Genomic DNA, 16923 nt, shown 5'->3' with positions numbered 1-16923 from the left:
GATCAACGAAACGCTGGCACGACCTGCTCGATAAACAGCGCCAGGGACTTTTTCTTCTCGGCATGGGGCAGGCTGTTGTCGCACCAGAAGCTGAACTCATCCACGCCCAGTTCCTGGTAGTACTTGATGCGCGGGATGATTTCTGCGGCGGTGCCGATCATCGCGGTCTTGTGCAGGCTGTCCAGCTCGAACTCCGGGCGGCCGGCGAATTTTTCTTCCGGGCTTGGCGCCAGGAAGCCATTGACCGGCACTTCCTTGTTGCCGAACCAGGCATCGAAGGTGCGATAGAACTTGGAGATCGCCTTGGCCCCGACTTTCCAGCCTTCCGGGTCGTCGGCGGCGTGTACGTGGGTGTGGCGCAGCACCATCAATTGCGGGCGCGGCACGCCGGGGTTGTTGTCGAGGGCGGTCTGGAATTTGTTTTTCAGGTCCAGGACTTCTTCATCGCCCTTCATCAGCGGCGTGACCATCACGTTGCAGCCGTTGGCCACCGCGAAGTTGTGGGAGTCCGGGTCGCGGGCGGCGATCCACATCGGCGGGTTGGGCTTCTGTACGGGCTTGGGCACGCTGGTGGAGGTGGGGAATTTCCAGATGTCGCCGTCGTGGGCGTAGTCGCCTTGCCACAACGCGCGCACCACCGGGACCATTTCGCGCAACGCCTGGCCGCCGCTGGAAGCGGGCATGCCGCCGGCCATGCGGTCGAACTCAACCTGGTAGGCGCCACGGGCCAGGCCGACTTCCATGCGGCCGTTGCTGATCACGTCGAGCAAGGCGCATTCACCCGCCACCCGCAGCGGGTGCCAGAACGGCGCGATGATGGTGCCGGCGCCCAGGTGAATGGTGGTGGTCTTGGCCGCGAGGTAAGCCAGCAACGGCATCGGGCTTGGCGAGATGGTGTATTCCATGGCGTGGTGTTCGCCAATCCATACGGTGCTGAAGCCACCGGCTTCGGCCATCAAGGTCAATTCGGTCAAGTCTTCGAACAACTGGCGGTGGCTGATGCTCTCGTCCCAACGTTCCATGTGTACGAACAGGGAAAACTTCATGACGCGTACCTCGGATCTATTGTGATCGGCCTGTCGACCGCGGGCCCTTAAGTGCTCTCGCCGTTGTAACGCTTGCCGGGGATAACGGCTGTTCGGCGGATTGATTGTTGGTATACCATAATATGGAATATCCACAAAACTTTTCTCTCCAACGGTTACACCCTCACCTCACAAGGAAGGCGAGCCCGATGAACATAAAACAAAAACTGATCCTGGCCTTTGCGGTGATTGCCAGCCTACCGGTGATTCTGGTGGCTGTGCTGATCATCCTCAACGTGCATGAGGTTCTTCACCGAGCCGACCATGATCGCGTGGTCTCACGCCACTGGGAGGGGCTGACACCCCGCAATCAAACTGTGGGAGGGGGCTTGCCCCCGATGGCGGAGGAACAGCCAGCTTATCTGTAGCTGACCCACCGCTATCGGGGGCAAGCCCCCTCCCACAAAGTTTTGTGTGTGGCTTAAGCCGGCATGGGCAATGCGCCCATCTTGCCGTGGCAATACACCAGTGGCGCGGCGTTCTGCTGGGGCACGATGAGGTTCTTCACCGAGCCGACCATGATCGCGTGGTCGCCGCCTTCGTACTCGCGCCACAGCTCGCATTCGATCACCGCCGTGGCATTCGCCAGGATCGGATTGCCCCGCTCGCTGAGCGTCCATTCGAGGCCTTGGGCCTTGTCTTTGCCCTTGCGCGCAAAGGCATACGCTTCGGTTTGCTGGCCGCCGGAGAGCACATGGATGGCAAAGCGTTTGTTCTTGATCAACACCGGGTACGAGTCGGAGCTGTAGTTGGGGCAGAACAGCACCAGCGCCGGGTCCATCGACAACGAGCTGAAAGCACTGGCGGTCAGCCCGACGATTTGCCCGTCGTCATCGAGCGTGGTGATCACGGTGACCCCGGACGGAAACGAACCCATCACTTGTTTGTAGATAGCGGCATCGATCATGGGACGGTCCTCGGCGGTGGAGCGGTTTTTATAGGTTTGTAGGTATTATGGTATACCGTAATACAAAGCATGCAACTGCTTTTTCAAGCGCCCGATGAACGTCAATTTTTGGTCTTGTATCCAATAAATACTGGGGTAAAGGCGATAAATGGCTATTGGCCATGCGGCACATTAGCCGATCAGATTAGCGCCAGAGCTACGGATCAGTCGTGTAAAAAACTGGGGGGCGTGTGGCGCTGTCGAGCGTGATCCTCATCGATTGCTGCCTGGCGACGCGTCAGTACACGCAGGCGGTCAGGGCGGGGCGGTTGGGGTATACCAACTGAACAGGTTTTTCTGGCGAGAGCGCGGCGTTAATCCTGGCTTACCGCGTCATCGTTAACGACCCTCGCGGGCAAGCTCCGCTCCTACGGTGACGGGGTCATCTGTAGGAGCGAGCTTGCTCGCGAAAAACCTGAGGCCGCTGCGTTAATCCTGGCTTACCGCGTCATCGTTAACGATCCTCGCGGGCAAGCTCCGCTCCTACGGTGACGGGGTCATCTGTAGGAGCGAGCTTGCTCGCGAAAAACCCGAGAGCGCCACGTTGACCCCGGCTTACCGCGTCATCGTTAACGATCCTCGCGGGCAAGCTCCGCTCCTACGGTGACGGGGTCATCTGTAGGAGCGAGCTTGCTCGCGAAAAACCCGAGAGCGCCACGTTGACCCTGGCTTACCGCGTCATCGTTAACGACCCTCGCGGGCAAGCTCCGCTCCTACGGTGACGGGGTCATCTGTAGGAGCGAGCTTGCTCGCGAAAAACCTGAGGCCGCTGCGTTAATCCTGGCTAACCGCGTCATCGTTAACGATCCTCGCGGGCAAGCTCCGCTCCTACGGTGACGGGGTCATCTGTAGGAGCGAGCTTGCTCGCGAAAAACCCGAGAGCGCTGCGTTAATCCTGGCTTACCACGTCATCGTTAACGACCCTCGCGGGCAAGCTCCGCTCCTACGGTGACGGGGTCATCTGTAGGAGCGAGCTTGCTCGCGAAAACCCCGAGAGCGCCGCGTTGACCCTGGTTTTACGCGCGATCGGCAAGCCCCACCCCGCCAAACTCCTCCAACGCATCCCGCAACGCGCCGTCGAAGTAGTCCTTCGAGGCGCGGTCCCAGAGGATGTGGAACGCTGGCGCTTCCACGCTTCCCGAGTGGATGACGATCACATTGATCCGCGCCGCCGCCGTCTGCGCCACCGCTCCCGGCTTGAAGGCCGGAAAACTGAGATCGACGCCGCACAGCTTGGCCATCACCTGGGCAATCACCGTGCCGCTGAGCAGCACGCAAGCATGACTGTCCTGGCGCGGCAGCAGGTAGTGGGCGCGGTGGTCGAGTTCCCAGCGCGCTTCTTCATCGGCGATGCGCTGGCCTTGATCCGCCGGGCTGCCCAGCAGCAGGTATTCGTTCTGTGACAGGCGCGCCACCCAGCTGCCGTCCGCCTGCGCGGTCGCTCGGTTGGGCGCGTCGGGCAGGGTGAAACCGCGGGCCGTGAGGTACTCGGCGCTGTGTGCGCCGCGAAAGCCGACCCGGGGCAGGTCGGTCTGGTCGATCAGGCGGCAGGGCGGCGTGAGCAATTCGTGGGCTTTCAGACTGGTCATGGCTTAACCCTCCTGGCGTTGGTTGGTGGGGTCGAAGAACGGTAGCTGCACCACTTCGGCCTGGACGACGATGCCGCCTTCGACGCGAATCGGAATGCATTGCCCCGGTGTGCTCTGGTCGATCCCGGCGTAGGCCAGGCCGATGATCCGGCCCAGGCTGGCGGAGTATTCACACGAGGTGACGTTGCCGCTGATGTCCGGGCCGTTGAGCACCAGGTGGCCTTCCAGCGGCTGCACGCTGCCCTTGGGCAAGCTGAAGCCGACCAGTTTGCGTTTCAGCGGCTGGGCTTCAAGGATGTCCACCGAGCGGCGGCCGACGAAGAACGGTTTGTTGCGGCTGACCGCCCAGCCCATGTCGATTTCCGCCGGGTGGGTCATGCCGTCGGTGTCCTGGCTGATGATCACGTGGCCTTTTTCCAGGCGCAGCAGGCGCTGGGTTTCGACGCCGAAGGGACGAATGTCGAAGGCTTTGCCGGCGGCCATCAACGCATCCCACAATGCCAGGCCATGACGTGCGGCAACGTGGATTTCATAACCCAGTTCGCCGACGAAACCGACCCGCAGCAGCCGCGCCTTGATCCCGGCCACCGTGCCCTGGCGCACGCCCAGGTAAGGGAAACCCTCGGCGCTCAGGTCGAGGTCGCTGCACAGTTGTTCCAGCACCTTGCGCGAATCCGGCCCGGCCACGTTCACCGCACAGATCGCGGCGGTGACGTTGGCCACATCCACGTCCAGGCGCCATTGCGCGTTCCACTTGAGCATCTGCTGGTAGATGCGGTCGACGCCGCTGGTGGTGGCGGTGACGTAGAAGTGCTTGTCGGCCAGCCGCGCGCACACGCCGTCGTCGATCACCACCCCGTGTTCATTGGTCATCAGCGCATAACGCGAACGGCCCACTGGCTGCTTGAGAAACGCGAAGGTGTACATCCGGTTGAGCAGTTCGGCGGCATCCGGGCCGCGCACGTCCAGGCCGCCGAGGGTGGACACATCGATCAGCCCGACCTTGTTGCGCACATGCAGGGCTTCGGCCTGCATGCACGCGTCGCGGTCCTCGGCCTTGCCGTAATAAGCCGGGCGCTGCCAGATGCCGGCGGGCATCATCTTCGCCCCGGCCTGCAGGTGCCGCGCATGCATCGGCGTTTGCCGGTAGGGGTCGAAGGCGCGCCCGGCGACGTGGGCGAGTTTCTCCGCCACGAACGGCGGCCGTGCGGTGGTGACCCCGGTTTCGCTGATATTGCGCTGGGTCGCCCAGGCCACCAGGCGCGCGGTCGGCAACGCCGAGTGGCGGCCCTGGGACGGGCCCATGCCGACGGTGGAGTAGCGTTTCACCAACTGCACATCGCGGTAGCCGATGCGGGTGGCGTTGACGATATCCGCCACTTGCAGGTCTTCGTCGAAGTCGACGAAATCCTTGCCCTTGGGGTGCGGGAAGATCGGCCAGTTGAAGTTGACCTGGGCTTCGCTGCGCAGCGGGGTACGCGCTGCGGCAGGGCTCAAGCCGAGGGCGAGGGCGATGTCGTGGGCGGCGTTGCTCGCGTCCGCCAGCACATTGTCCAGTTGGTGCCGACCGTGGACCGAACCGGCCACATTCAGGTTCTGCGGCAGGCCGCTGAGGCTGAACTCCGCACGCGAGTCCTCATAGGCCAATTTGCCGCCGGCCTGGCACAGCAGTTGGTACACCGGCATATAGCCGGCCGACATGCACAGCAGGTCGCAGTCGATCACCTGCCCCTTGTCACTGACCTGGCCCTGAGCGGTGATCTGGCGCACATCGACACCCTTCACATGGCGCAGGCCTTTTTCATGCAAGGCCTCGAACACCGTGCTGTTAGTCAGGCAACGGATCTTGCGCTGCGCCAGCGCGCCGGCCAGGGCCTGGTCGGCGGGGGCGTGGCGCAGGTCGACCACGGCGGCGACGTCCACGCCCTGGTCATGCAGGTCGAGGGCAGCGAGGTAACCGTCATCGTTGCCGGTGAGCACCACCGCGCGTTTGCCGGGCTTGACGGCGTAGAGCTTGATCAGGCGTTGCGCGGCACTGGTCAGCATCACCCCTGGCAGGTCGTTGTTGCGAAAGATCACCGGCTGGTCGAACGAGCCGCTGCACACCAGGCACTGCTGCGCGCGCACCTTGTACAGGCGCTTGCCCTGGATCACCGGCAGGTAGTTGTCGGTGAACCAGGCGTTGCAGGTGGCCTCGGTGAGCACCTGGATATTCGCGTGTTGCTGCACCGCGCTGAGCAATTCGCGGCGCAGGTTGTCGGCGCGGGTGCCGGCGATATCGAAACGCGCATAAGTGAGCGAACCGCCGAGGATCGGCTGCTGCTCGATCAGCAGCACCTTCGCCCCGGCATCCGCGGCGGTCAGCGCCGCCTGCAAGCCGGCGGGGCCGGCGCCGATGACGGCGAGGTCGGTGAACAGGTAGGCCTTGTCGTAGTACTCGGGCTGGAAGTTCAGGTCGAGCACGCCCAGGCCGGCTTTTTTACGGATGATCGGCTCCCACACTTTCCACATGCCCTTGGGCTTGTAGAACGAGCGGTAGTAGAAACCCACCGGCATGAATTTGGAGAACTTGCCCATATAGGCATCGCGGTCGTGGTCCAGCGTGCCGTTGACGTTCTGCGCGGTCACCGCCAGGCCGTTGCTCAGCGCGTGGGCATCGGCCAGCACATTGGGTTCCTGGGGCAATTGCACCAGGCTGTTGGCGTCCTGGCCGGCCATGCTCAGCGGCCCGCGTGGGCGGTGGTATTTGAACGAGCGCGACATCAGAAAGCGCCCGTTGGCGAGCAGGGCGCTGGCGATGCTGTCGCCCTGCAGGCCCTGGTAGGGGTGGCCGTCGAAACTGAAATCGAGTGGCTGATCGCGTTGGATCAGCAGGCCCATGGGGGCGGGGAGGCGGTTCATCCGGCGATCTCCTGGGGGGTGTTGAAGTCGACGCGGTGGGTGAACAGTTCCTTGGGATCGAAGGTGCGCAGGATCTCGTCGGTGACGGTGTGGCGCTCGGCGAGGAACCAGTAGCTGGACGGCGTGTGCATCCACCATTCACGCACTACACCGGCGAGGTTGTCGGTGTTGAACACGTAGTCGGCCCATTCGGCGTCGCTGCAGTTGACCGGATCGGGCATGGGCTTGAACTCGCCGCCGTAGGTGAACTCGCTGATATTGCGCGGCCCGTTGAGCGGGCACATCATGATTTTCATAGTCCGCTCTCCATCAGTGACTGGCCGCCGTGGCGCCCATCTCATTGACTTGCTGGAAGGTCGAGAAACGTTCGAGGCCAAAGGGTTTGATCAGCTCCGGCACCTTGCCGCCGCTGGCGACCAGCTCGGCCATGGTCTTGCCGCAGATCGGCGTGGCCTTGAAACCCCAGGTGCCCCAACCGGCGTCGAGGTAGTAATTCTTCACCGGCGACAGGCCCATGATCGGGCTGTAGTCCGGGGTCATGTCGGTGATCCCGGCCCACTGGCGCATCAACTTGGCGTTGGCCAGGAACGGGAACATCTCGATGGCATGGGCCAGCAGGCTTTCCTTGAGGTCCAGGGTCGAGCGTGTGTTGAACAGCGGGTAGGGGTCGGAACCGCCGCCGAACACCACTTCGCCGCGACTGGTTTGCTGCACGTAGCAGTGCAGGGCCGAGGAACTCACCAGCGGGTCGAGGAACGGCTTGAACGGCTGGGTGACCATGGCCTGCAGCGGGAAGGTCTGGATCGGCGAGCGGATGCCGGCCTTGGCCATCAACAGTGAGCTGTGCCCGGCAATCGCCTGCACCGCGCAGCCGCACCGGATGGTGCCGCGATTGGTTTTCACCGCGGTGATGGTGCCGTTTTCAATGATCAGGTCTTGCACTTCAGTGAGCTGATGGATTTCCACGCCGCGCTTGGCCGCCTGCTTGGCGTAGCCCCAGGCCACGGCATCGTGGCGCGCGGTGGCGCCGTCGATGTGCCAGAGCCCGGCGAGCACCGGCAGGTGGCCGGGGTCGAGGTTGAGGCTGGGCACCAGTTCGCGGATCTGCTGGCGGTCGATCATCTCGGTGCGCCCGCCGAAGTGCTTGTTGACCTCGGCGCGCTGGCGAAACGAACGCACGGTGGCGTCGGTGTGGGCCAGGGTCAGTTGGCCGCGCTCGGAATACATGATGTTGAAATCGAATTCGTTGGACAGCGCCTGGAACATTTTCACTGACTCGGCGTAGAAGCGCACCCCTTCGCTGGTCAGGTAGTTGGAGCGGATCACCGCTGTGTTACGCGCGGTGTTGCCGCCGCCCAGATAGGACTTTTCCAGCACGGCAATGTTGCTGATGCCGTGGTACTTGGCCAGGTAGTAGGCGGTCGCCAGGCCGTGGCCGCCGGCACCGATGATCACCACGTCGTAACTCGACTTGAGTTCTTTGGGCGGCGGCAGATCCACCTCCACCGGGTACTCCGAACTCAGCCCGTATTTCAATAGATTGAATGGCATACGGCCTCCGATTGGCTGCGTAGGGCGTGATGTTGCGCAAGGGCGGCGGTCACGGTGTTTTTCATCAGGAAGGCAATGGTCATCGGGCCGACACCGCCGGGGACCGGGGTGATGGCGGCGACGTGGGGCAGGGCGGCGTCGAAGTCGACATCGCCCACCAGGCGGCTGCGGCCGTCGTCATCGATACGGTTGATGCCGACGTCGATCACCACCGCGCCCGGTTTGAGCCAGCTGGCATCGATCAAGCGTGGGCGGCCCACGGCGGCGATCACGATGTCGGCCTGGCGGCACAGGGCCTGGGCGTTGTGGCTGCGCGAGTGCAACACCGTCACCGAGCAATCGGCCTTGAGCAGCAGCGCCGCCATGGGCTTGCCGACGATGTTCGAGCGGCCGACCACCACCGCGTGTTTACCGCGCAGGTCGCCACAGGTTTGCTCCAGCAGGTACAGGCAACCGCTGGGAGTGCAGGGCGTGAGCACGGCGCGCCCCTGGCTGAGGCCGCCGACGTTCTGGCTGTGGAAACCGTCGACGTCTTTCTGCGGCGCGATGGCTTCCAGGGCGCGCAGTTCGTCCATCTGCTTGGGCAGCGGCAATTGCAGGAGAATGCCGTGGATCGCCGGGTCGGCATTCAACTGAGCGATCAGGATCAACAGTTGTTCGGTGCTGGTGTCGCTGGGCAGCCGATGCTCCACGGAGCGGATGCCCACTTCTTCGGCGCGCAGGATCTTGTTGCGCACATACACCTGGCTGGCGGCGTCGTTGCCCACCAGGATCACCGCCAGGGCCGGTTGAATGGCTTGCTCGTGTAGGCGCGCCACGTCTTCGCGCACTTGCAGCAGCACCCGTGCGGCGACCGCTTTGCCGTCGATCAGTTTGGGCGCGCTCACCGGAACACCACCGTTCTGTCCTGGTTGAGGAACACCCGATGCTCCAGGTGGTACTTGACCGCCTTGGACAGGGCCACGGTTTCGGTGTCGCGGCCGATGGCGACGAGGTCGTCGGGCTTGTACACGTGGTCCACGCGCTGCACTTCCTGCTCGATGATCGGGCCCTCATCCAGGTCGCTGGTCACATAATGCGCGGTGGCGCCGATCAACTTCACGCCACGCTGATAGGCCTGGTGATAGGGCTTGGCGCCTTTGAAACCGGGCAGGAACGAATGGTGGATATTGATCGCGCGCCCCGACAGTTGCCGGCACAGGTCGTCGGAGAGGATCTGCATGTAGCGCGCCAACACCACCAGTTCGGTGCGGGTGTCGTCGACGATCTTCATCAGCTCGGCTTCCTGCGCGGCCTTGGTGTCCTTGGTCACGGGCAGGTAGATAAAGCGGATGCCCTCGCGCTCGGCCATGGGCCGCAGGTCGAGGTGGTTGGAGACGATGGCGGTGATGGTCATGTCCATCTCGCCCTTGTGGTAGCGGTAGAGCAGGTCGGTGAGGCAGTGGTCGAACTTGCTCACCATCAGCAGCACGCGCATCGGCTCGCGGGTGTCGTACAGCGCCCACTGCATGTCGAAGGCCTGGGCGACGTCGGCGAAACCGGCGCGGATCTGTTCCAGGTCGCCGGCGTGCCCATCGTTGAAACGGAACACGGCACGCATGAAGAAGCGACCGCTGAAGTCATCATCGAACTGCGCCATCTCCCCGATGTAGCACGCGTTGTCCGCCAGGTACGTGGTGACGGCAGCGACAATGCCGGACACCGCGGGACAAGTGACCTTGATGATGAAATGGTTTTTTTCGTGTTGCATGACACGTCCTCGGGATGATGGCGGCAGCTCATCGCATAGCGAAAAAACGTCAGAGGACAGCAGGCTCATTCCGTGAGCGCATTTTCTTGTTAGGAATAAAATATTCCTGAAGTGGCTTTATAGGGGAATGGACGCAGGGCGTCTAGGGGTTTTGGGAAAGTTTTTTAACTGAGAGGAAATTTTCCACAGGCCCAGTGGCATCGAACGCTGTTGAAAATGTGGGAGGGGGCTTGCCCCCCTCCCACAATTGGATCTCTGTGCTTCAGGTGTATCGCGAGTCCGGATTATTCTTTGTCGTTGCCGTAATTCATGATCGACAGCAGGCGAATCGGCACCCGCACCAATTCCTCCGGCCCATGGGGAATCTCGCCCTCGAACGTCAGGCTGTCGCCGGCTTCCATCCGATACAGCTGATTCCCATGCCGATAAATCAGCTCCCCTTCCAACAAGTGCAGAAACTCGGTCCCAGGGTGGGCAAAGGTTGGGAACTCCTCGCTGGCGTCGTCCATGCTGACCATGTACGCCTCGAAGCTCTTCTTCGGCCCCCGGGTATGGTTGAGCAGATGGTAGGTATGCCCCTTTTCCGTCCCGCGGCGCACCACTTCCATGCCTTGGTCGGCCTTGACCAGCAAGGCACTGCCGTCCTGTTGATCGTATTCGGCGAACAATTTCGACAACGGCAGCCCAAGCACATCGCACAGGCGGCTGAGGGTGTCGAGGCTGGTGGAGACCTGGGCGTTTTCGATCTTGCTCAACATGCCCTGGCTGATATCGGCAATCTTCGCCACGTCGGACAGCTTCAGGTCCTGGGCCTGGCGCTGGCGTTTGATCTGCAAACCCAGGTATTGCTCGAGTTTGAGGCGGGGGGCGGTTTCGGTGGACATAGTCATCAGATCCTGCACGCTTTCCGTTCAGTAATATTAGTTTCGCACTAGGAAAGTGCAAGCAGCGGCGCTTGGCGGCCGTGCCCAGGCACGTATTCCCACGGAGAAAACAATTTTCCCATATATACAGCACAAAAGCGCTTTCACCGGCACTTCGATCGGCCGCTCGCGAATCTGGCAAGGGTATTGCATTCCTGTGGAGAAACTAACTTTCTTTTTAGGAATAAAGAGACAGTCCAGGCCCACCCACACGGTTTTGCCTTTCGCGAGGAGTGACACGCAATGTTGCCAGCAGAAACCCAGCGCATCATCGACAAGTACGGCATCAAGTACGTGCTTGCGCAGTTTGTGGATATACACGGTGCGGCCAAGACCAAGTCGGTGCCGATTTGCGGGCTCAAGACGGTGGCCGAAGAGGGCGCCGGGTTTGCCGGGTTTGCCATCAGCGGCATGGGCATGGAACCCCACGGCCCGGACTTCATGGCGCGGGGTGACCTGTCCACGCTGACCCCGGTGCCCTGGCAGCCGGGTTACGGGCGCGTGGTGTGCGTCGGGCATGTCGACGGCAAGCCCCATCCCTTTGATAGCCGCTACGTGCTGCAGCAGCAGGTGCAGCGCCTGCAGGACAAGGGCTGGACGCTGAACACCGGCCTGGAACCCGAATTCAACCTGATGCGCCGCGACGAGCAGGGCAAGCTGCAACTGGTCGACCCCAGCGACAACCTCGACAAGCCCTGCTACGACTACAAGGGCCTGTCGCGCTCGCGGGTATTCCTGGAGCGCCTGACCGAAGCCTTGCAGGCGGTGGATTTCGAGGTCTATCAGATCGACCACGAAGACGCCAACGGCCAGTTCGAGATCAACTACACCTACAGCGACGCCCTGACCTCGGCCGACCGTTTCACCTTCTTCCGCATGGCTGCCGGCGAGATCGCCAATGACCTGGGCATGATCTGTTCCTTCATGCCCAAGCCCGACCCGAAACGCGCCGGCAACGGCATGCACTTTCATCTGTCGATCAGCAGCGCCGAGAACAAGAACCTGTTCCACGACGCCAGCGACCCGAGCGGCATGGGCCTGTCGAAGCTGGCCTATCACTTCGCCGCCGGCCTGCTCGCCCATGGCCCGGCGCTGTGTGCGTTCGCCGCGCCCACCGTCAACTCCTACAAGCGCCTGGTGGTGGGCCACTCGCTGTCCGGCGCCACCTGGGCCCCGGCCTTTATCGCGTTTGGCGCCAACAACCGTTCGGCCATGGTGCGCGTGCCTTACGGCCGCCTGGAGTTCCGCCTGCCGGATGCCGGCTGCAACCCTTACCTGGTCAGCGCCGCAATCATCGCGGCGGGCCTGGACGGTATCGATCGCCAGCTGGAAATCGACCACGTCTGCAATGAAAACCTCTACAGCCTGAGCCTGGAACAGATCGCCGAGCGCGGCATCAAGACCTTGCCGCAATCCCTCAAGGAAGCCTGCGACGCGCTGGAAGCCGACCCGCTGTTCGCCGAGGTGCTCGGCCCGCAGATCGTGGGTGAGTTCATCAAACTCAAGCGCATGGAGTGGGTGGAATACAGCCGCCATGTGAGCGACTGGGAAGTCCAGCGCTATACCGAATTTTTCTGACACCGTGTGACGGAGACTTGATATGTGTGGAATCGTAGGTCTGTACCTGAAAAACCCCCGGCTGGAACCCCAACTCGGCCAGCTGTTTGAACCGATGTTGCAGGCCATGACCGACCGTGGCCCGGACAGTGCGGGCTTTGCCATCTACGGTGATGAAGTCGCCGATGGCTGGGTCAAGCTGACCCTGCAAGCGACCACCGAGGCCTTCGACTGGAAAGCCCTGATGGGCGAGCTGGAAGGGCGCCTGGGCTGTTCGCTGGACTGGTTTCAGAACGCCAGCGCCGCCGTGTTGAAGGTCCACGCCGACGAAGCCCCGGTACGCCTGGCCCTGGCCGAACTGGCGCCGAGCGTGCGGGTCATGAGCGCCGGGCAGAGCATCGAGATCCTCAAGGGCATGGGCCTGCCCCAGGAGATTTCCCAGCGCTTCGGCCTGGCGAGCATGCAGGGCAGCCACATCATCGGCCACACCCGCATGGCCACCGAAAGCGCGGTGACCATGGAAGGCAGCCACCCGTTTTCCACCGGTGCCGACCTGTGCCTGGTGCATAACGGTTCGCTGTCGAACCACTTCCGCCTGCGCCAGGAACTCAAGCGCGAAGGCATCCATTTCGAAACCGACAACGACACCGAAGTCGCCGCCGGCTACCTGACCTGGCGCCTGCAACAGGGCGACTCGCTCAAAGACGCGCTGGACCACGCCCTGGAAGACCTCGACGGCTTCTTCACCTTCGCCATCGGCACGCGCAACGGTTTTGCGGTGATCCGCGATCCGATCGCGTGCAAGCCGGCGATCCTCGCCGAGACCGACGACTACGTCGCCATGGCCTCCGAGTACCAGGCGCTGTCGAGCCTGCCAGGCATCGAGAATGCCCGCATCTGGGAGCCCGCACCGGCCACTTTGTACATCTGGGAACGCCAGTCAGCTTAAGGAGCGCACACATGAAAACCATCGACCTTTCCACCGCCACCGTGCGTGACCTCAACCAGGCGCTGCACGCCCAGGCCATCGACAACGAGTGGCGCGTCACCCACTCCAACGGCAAGCACAACCTTGCGGTGGGGGTGAATCAGGCGGTGTCCATCGATATCGAAGGCCACGCCGGCTACTACTGCGCGGGCATGAACCAACAGGCGTCGATCACCGTACACGGCAACGTCGGCGTGGGCTGCGCCGAGAACATGATGTCCGGTTCGGTGCGCGTCAAAGGCAGCGCGTCCCAGGCGGCCGGGGCCACGGCCCATGGCGGCTTGCTGGTGATCGAAGGCGACGCGGGGGCGCGTTGCGGGATTTCCATGAAAGGCATCGACATCGTGGTCGGCGGCAGCATCGGCCACATGAGCTGCTTCATGGGCCAGGCCGGGCGTCTGGTCGTCTGCGGCGATGCCGGCGATGCGCTGGGCGATTCGCTGTACGAGACCCACATCTACGTGAAGGGCACGGTCGAGTCGCTGGGCTCCGATTGCGTCGAAAAAGAGATGCGCAGCGAGCACCTGCAAGAGCTGCAGGAGCTGCTCGATCGCGCCGGTTTCGCCCACCGCGCGGCGGATTTCAAGCGCTACGGCTCGGCCCGCCAGCTGTACAACTTCAAAGTCGACAACGCCTCCGCGTACTGAACCAGGAGCTACACCATGAGTGAAAAAACCCCTCCAGTGTTGCGCGAGTCGGCCACCTTCGACCGCCTGACCATCCAGGAAATCCAGCGTGCCGCCGAAACCGGCATCTACGACATTCGCGGCGGCGGTACCAAGCGCAAGTTGCCGCACTTCGATGACTTGCTGCTGCTGGGCGCCAGCGTGTCGCGTTACCCGCTGGAAGGCTATCGCGAGAAGTGCGGCACCGATGTGATCCTCGGCAACCGCTTCGCCAAGAAGCCGATCCACCTGAAGATCCCGGTGACCATCGCCGGCATGAGTTTCGGTGCGTTGTCGGCCAACGCCAAGGAAGCCCTGGGCCGTGGCGCGAGCATCGCCGGCACCAGCACCACCACCGGTGACGGCGGCATGACCCCGGAAGAGCGCGGCCAGTCGCGGCATCTGGTGTACCAGTACCTGCCGTCGCGCTACGGCATGAACCCCGATGACCTGCGCAAGGCCGACGCCATCGAGATCGTCCTCGGCCAGGGCGCCAAGCCCGGCGGTGGCGGCATGTTGCTGGGCATGAAGGTCACCGAACGCGTGGCCGGCATGCGTACCTTGCCGATCGGCGTGGACCAGCGCAGCGCCTGCCGCCACCCGGACTGGACCGGCCCGGACGACCTGGCGATCAAGATTGCCGAGTTGCGCGAAATCACCGATTGGGAAAAACCGATCTACGTGAAAATCGGCGCCAGCCGGCCGTATTACGACGTGAAGCTGGCGGTCAAGGCCGGTGCCGATGTGATCGTACTCGACGGCATGCAGGGTGGCACCGCGGCGACCCAGGAAGTGTTTATCGAACACGTCGGCATCCCGATTTTGTCGGCGATCCCGCAAGCGGTACAGGCTTTGCAAGAGATGGGCATGCACCGCAAGGTCCAGTTGATTGTGTCGGGCGGGATTCGCAACGGCGCCGATGTGGCCAAGGCCATGGCGATGGGCGCGGATGCGGTGGCCATCGGCACGGCGGCGCTGATTGCCCTGGGCGACAACCACCCACGGCTGGACGCTGAACTGAAAAAGATCGGCTCGGCCGCCGGCTTCTACGACGACTGGCAGAACGGCCGCGACCCGGCCGGCATCACCACCCAGGACCCGGAGCTGTCGAAACGCCTGGACCCGGTGGAAGGCGGGCGTCGTTTGGCCAACTACCTGCGGGTGATGGTGTTGGAGGCCCAGACCATGGCCCGTGCGTGCGGCAAGTCGCACCTGCACAACCTCGACCCCGAGGACCTGGTGGCGCTGACGGTGGAGTCGGCCGCCATGGCCCGGGTGCCGTTGGCGGGGACCCGTTGGATACCGGGTTCCGGTTACTGAGTGACGAGCCGGCTTGCCGGCTGCTACGGCGTTCCACCCCTGTAGGAGCGAGCCTGCTCGCGAAGGTCGTTAACGATAACGCGGGCATCCTGGATGACCGCGTTGCCTGGACGTTTTTCGCGAGCAAGAACTAGGCGTCCCCCTCGCTCCTACATGCATCTCCCCTATCTTTTGCAGGAGCTTTGAACATGATCAATCGTCTTCTCGGCAAATCCCTCTTCGGCTTATTGGCCGCCTGTGCCTTCGCCCCCTTGGCCCAGGCCGCCGATGCGCCCACCTTGAACACCGGCAGCACCGCCTGGATGGTCACCGCCGCGGTGCTGGTGCTGTTCATGTGCCTGCCGGGGCTCGCGCTGTTCTACGGCGGGCTGGTCCGGGCGAAAAACATGCTCTCGCTGTTCACCCAGTGTTTTGGCGTCGCCGGGCTGGTGGGCGTGCTGTGGGTGATCTACGGCTACAGCATGGTGGTGGACACCACGGGCATGGTCGAAGGGCAGGTGACCTTCAACAGTTTTGTCGGCGGCCTGAGCCGCGCGTTCCTGGCGGGGATGACCCCCGAGAGCTTGGTGGGGGATATTCCGGAAGGCGTGTTCGTGACCTTCCAGATGACCTTCGCAATCATCACCCCGGCGCTGATCGCTGGCGCCTTCGCCGAACGCATGAAGTTCTCGGCGGCGCTGCTGTTCATGGCCATCTGGTTCACCCTGGTGTATGCACCGGTGGCGCATATGGTCTGGGGCGGTTCGGGGGCCTTGATGCATAACTGGGGCGTGCTCGACTTTGCCGGCGGCACCGCCGTACACATCAACGCAGGTGTGGCCGCGCTCGCCGCATGCCTGATCCTCGGCAAGCGCAAGGGCTACCAGAACACGCCGATGCCCGCGCATAACCTGAGCCTGACCATGGCCGGTGCGGCGATGCTCTGGGTCGGCTGGTTCGGCTTCAATATCGGCTCCGGCGGCGGCCTCAACGGCACCTCGGGGATCGTCATGCTCAACACCCAACTGGGCGCGTGTGCGGGGATTCTTGGCTGGATGTTCACCGAGTGGTTCAAGGTCGGCAAACCCAGCGCCCTGGGCCTGGCCAGCGGTGCATTGGCCGGTCTGGTGGGGATCACCCCGGCGTGCGCCTATGTCGGCGTCGGCGGCGCGTTGGCCATCGGCTTGCTGTGCGGGGTGTTCTGCTACTTGAGCGTGACCGTGTTGAAGCGTCGCTTCGGCTACGACGACAGCCTCGACGTATTCGGCTTGCACGGCATCGGCGGCATGATCGGCGCGGTGCTCACCGGGGTGTTCTGCGTGCCGTCCATGGGCGGCCTGGTGGAAGGCGTGACCATGGGCGGCCAAGTCGTCGCCCAGATCAAGGGGGTGTTGCTGACCACGGTGTACTGCTTCGTGGTCAGCTGGATCATCCTCAAGGTGGTCAATGCCCTGGTCGGCCTGCGTGCCCATGAGTCGGTGGAAGAGATGGGCCTGGACCTGGCCGAGCACAACGAGCGCGCCTACAACCACTAACGGCCCACTGTAGGAGCGAGCTTGCTCGCGAAGGTCGTTAACGATAGCGCGGGCATCCTGGATGACCGCGTTGCCTGGGCGTTTTTCGCGAGCAAGCTCGCTCCTACAGGTGCGGCGCCAGCGCTCGGGGCAGG

At 63.1% G+C, this 16923-nt stretch carries 15 protein-coding genes; 6 read left to right on the top strand and 9 right to left on the bottom strand.

Features of this window, described 5'->3' with window-relative positions; all coding sequences use genetic code 11:
• Nucleotides 1–2: 2 nt before the first annotated feature.
• Nucleotides 3–1046: an LLM class flavin-dependent oxidoreductase gene (locus tag TU80_RS28290; RefSeq protein ID WP_046383926.1), complete on the bottom strand. Its 1044-nt coding sequence runs from the start codon at nt 1044–1046 to the stop codon at nt 3–5.
• 188 nt (nt 1047–1234) lie between these two features.
• Between TU80_RS28290 and TU80_RS28285 the strand changes: the two genes are divergently transcribed.
• Nucleotides 1235–1453: a hypothetical protein gene (locus tag TU80_RS28285; RefSeq protein WP_046383925.1), complete on the top strand. Its 219-nt coding sequence runs from the start codon at nt 1235–1237 to the stop codon at nt 1451–1453.
• A gap of 53 nt (nt 1454–1506) precedes the next feature.
• On the opposite strand, the gene TU80_RS28280 is transcribed toward TU80_RS28285, so the two are convergent.
• From TU80_RS28280 to TU80_RS28245, 8 genes are all read right to left on the bottom strand, one after another.
• Complete coding sequence (locus TU80_RS28280; protein ID WP_057005908.1) at nt 1507–1992, bottom strand: flavin reductase family protein; 486 nt, start codon at nt 1990–1992, stop codon at nt 1507–1509.
• Nucleotides 1993–3047: 1055 nt separating this feature from the next.
• Nucleotides 3048–3620 (bottom strand): sarcosine oxidase subunit gamma, encoded by a 573-nt coding sequence (locus TU80_RS28275; RefSeq protein WP_057005907.1) that lies wholly within the window; start codon nt 3618–3620, stop codon nt 3048–3050.
• Nucleotides 3621–3623: 3 nt separating this feature from the next.
• Nucleotides 3624–6521, bottom strand: coding sequence for a 2Fe-2S iron-sulfur cluster-binding protein (locus TU80_RS28270; protein WP_057005906.1), 2898 nt, complete (start codon nt 6519–6521; stop codon nt 3624–3626).
• Nucleotides 6518–6817: a sarcosine oxidase subunit delta gene (locus TU80_RS28265; protein ID WP_057005905.1), complete on the bottom strand. Its 300-nt coding sequence runs from the start codon at nt 6815–6817 to the stop codon at nt 6518–6520. The genes TU80_RS28270 and TU80_RS28265 overlap by 4 nt, the downstream gene beginning before the upstream one ends.
• A gap of 13 nt (nt 6818–6830) precedes the next feature.
• Complete coding sequence (locus tag TU80_RS28260) at nt 6831–8072, bottom strand: FAD-dependent oxidoreductase (RefSeq protein WP_057005904.1); 1242 nt, start codon at nt 8070–8072, stop codon at nt 6831–6833.
• The gene (gene folD / locus TU80_RS28255) at nt 8054–8959 is read right to left on the bottom strand and encodes a bifunctional methylenetetrahydrofolate dehydrogenase/methenyltetrahydrofolate cyclohydrolase FolD (protein WP_057005903.1); all 906 of its coding nucleotides are present in this window, start codon (nt 8957–8959) and stop codon (nt 8054–8056) included. Before folD ends, TU80_RS28260 begins: the two co-directional genes overlap by 19 nt.
• Nucleotides 8956–9822: a formyltetrahydrofolate deformylase gene (gene purU / locus TU80_RS28250; protein ID WP_046383918.1), complete on the bottom strand. Its 867-nt coding sequence runs from the start codon at nt 9820–9822 to the stop codon at nt 8956–8958. Before purU ends, folD begins: the two co-directional genes overlap by 4 nt.
• Nucleotides 9823–10106: 284 nt before the next feature.
• Nucleotides 10107–10706: a helix-turn-helix domain-containing protein gene (locus TU80_RS28245; protein WP_046383917.1), complete on the bottom strand. Its 600-nt coding sequence runs from the start codon at nt 10704–10706 to the stop codon at nt 10107–10109.
• A 282-nt stretch (nt 10707–10988) separates the two neighbouring features.
• Between TU80_RS28245 and glnT the strand changes: the two genes are divergently transcribed.
• From glnT to TU80_RS28220, 5 genes are all read left to right on the top strand, one after another.
• Nucleotides 10989–12323, top strand: a complete 1335-nt coding sequence (gene glnT, locus TU80_RS28240; RefSeq protein ID WP_057005902.1) for a type III glutamate--ammonia ligase — start codon at nt 10989–10991, stop codon at nt 12321–12323.
• A gap of 22 nt (nt 12324–12345) precedes the next feature.
• Nucleotides 12346–13251 (top strand): class II glutamine amidotransferase, encoded by a 906-nt coding sequence (locus TU80_RS28235; protein WP_046383915.1) that lies wholly within the window; start codon nt 12346–12348, stop codon nt 13249–13251.
• 11 nt (nt 13252–13262) lie between these two features.
• Entirely contained in the window at nt 13263–13937 is a 675-nt protein-coding gene (locus TU80_RS28230) for a GltB/FmdC/FwdC-like GXGXG domain-containing protein (RefSeq protein ID WP_046383914.1), read from the top strand.
• Between the two features lie 15 nt (nt 13938–13952).
• Nucleotides 13953–15275, top strand: coding sequence for an FMN-binding glutamate synthase family protein (locus TU80_RS28225; protein WP_046383913.1), 1323 nt, complete (start codon nt 13953–13955; stop codon nt 15273–15275).
• A gap of 188 nt (nt 15276–15463) precedes the next feature.
• On the top strand, nt 15464–16789 hold the full coding sequence (locus tag TU80_RS28220) for an ammonium transporter (RefSeq protein WP_046383912.1): 1326 nt from the start codon (nt 15464–15466) through the stop codon (nt 16787–16789).
• The last annotated feature ends 134 nt before the right edge of the window (nt 16790–16923 follow it).

Source organism: Pseudomonas veronii, from assembly GCF_001439695.1.
GTDB classification, from domain to species: Bacteria; Pseudomonadota; Gammaproteobacteria; order Pseudomonadales; family Pseudomonadaceae; genus Aquipseudomonas; species Aquipseudomonas veronii.
Note: the sequence above shows the minus strand (reverse complement) of the source record. Positions and strands in the feature narration are given on the sequence as shown.

Coding starts and splice junctions, on each gene's coding strand:
- TU80_RS28290 (WP_046383926.1), bottom strand. CDS start 1,046: ATGAAGTTTTCCCTGTTCGTACACATGGAACGTTGGGACGAGAGCATC.
- TU80_RS28285 (WP_046383925.1), top strand. CDS start 1,235: ATGAACATAAAACAAAAACTGATCCTGGCCTTTGCGGTGATTGCCAGC.
- TU80_RS28280 (WP_057005908.1), bottom strand. CDS start 1,992: ATGATCGATGCCGCTATCTACAAACAAGTGATGGGTTCGTTTCCGTCC.
- TU80_RS28275 (WP_057005907.1), bottom strand. CDS start 3,620: ATGACCAGTCTGAAAGCCCACGAATTGCTCACGCCGCCCTGCCGCCTG.
- TU80_RS28270 (WP_057005906.1), bottom strand. CDS start 6,521: ATGAACCGCCTCCCCGCCCCCATGGGCCTGCTGATCCAACGCGATCAG.
- TU80_RS28265 (WP_057005905.1), bottom strand. CDS start 6,817: ATGAAAATCATGATGTGCCCGCTCAACGGGCCGCGCAATATCAGCGAG.
- TU80_RS28260 (WP_057005904.1), bottom strand. CDS start 8,072: ATGCCATTCAATCTATTGAAATACGGGCTGAGTTCGGAGTACCCGGTG.
- purU (WP_046383918.1), bottom strand. CDS start 9,822: ATGCAACACGAAAAAAACCATTTCATCATCAAGGTCACTTGTCCCGCG.
- TU80_RS28245 (WP_046383917.1), bottom strand. CDS start 10,706: ATGTCCACCGAAACCGCCCCCCGCCTCAAACTCGAGCAATACCTGGGT.
- glnT (WP_057005902.1), top strand. CDS start 10,989: ATGTTGCCAGCAGAAACCCAGCGCATCATCGACAAGTACGGCATCAAG.
- TU80_RS28235 (WP_046383915.1), top strand. CDS start 12,346: ATGTGTGGAATCGTAGGTCTGTACCTGAAAAACCCCCGGCTGGAACCC.
- TU80_RS28230 (WP_046383914.1), top strand. CDS start 13,263: ATGAAAACCATCGACCTTTCCACCGCCACCGTGCGTGACCTCAACCAG.
- TU80_RS28225 (WP_046383913.1), top strand. CDS start 13,953: ATGAGTGAAAAAACCCCTCCAGTGTTGCGCGAGTCGGCCACCTTCGAC.
- TU80_RS28220 (WP_046383912.1), top strand. CDS start 15,464: ATGATCAATCGTCTTCTCGGCAAATCCCTCTTCGGCTTATTGGCCGCC.